Below are 248 nucleotides of genomic sequence, written 5' to 3'. Positions count from 1 at the left end.
GAACCTTCGGATCCTATAGGCGCCCTGGCGCTCGATCCCAATCTAGCGGACGATCCCATCGGTGCGGCGCTCGCCGCGGCGGACGTCAATCCGTCCGGATCAAAACCTCCGCAGAGTACGCTCAGCCGGGCTCAGATCAACGCGCTTCCGGCTGATGACGCCCTGGCCTGGATGCGACCGGAAGACCTGTTCTTCCTGCAAATTCAAGGCTCTGGCGTGCTGGTTTTCGAGGATGGCGCACGCGCCAA

1 protein-coding gene is annotated in these 248 nt (G+C 62.9%); it reads left to right on the top strand.

Annotated features, from left to right (window positions below; all coding sequences use genetic code 11):
• Window positions 1-248 (top strand): MltA domain-containing protein (locus RMT89_RS44655; protein WP_315889473.1); only part of this gene is annotated, 248 nt, incomplete at both ends.

The organism is Streptomyces sp. P17 (assembly GCF_032436805.1).
In the GTDB taxonomy this organism is placed as follows: Bacteria; Actinomycetota; Actinomycetes; order Streptomycetales; family Streptomycetaceae; genus Streptomyces.
Note: the sequence above shows the minus strand (reverse complement) of the source record. Positions and strands in the feature narration are given on the sequence as shown.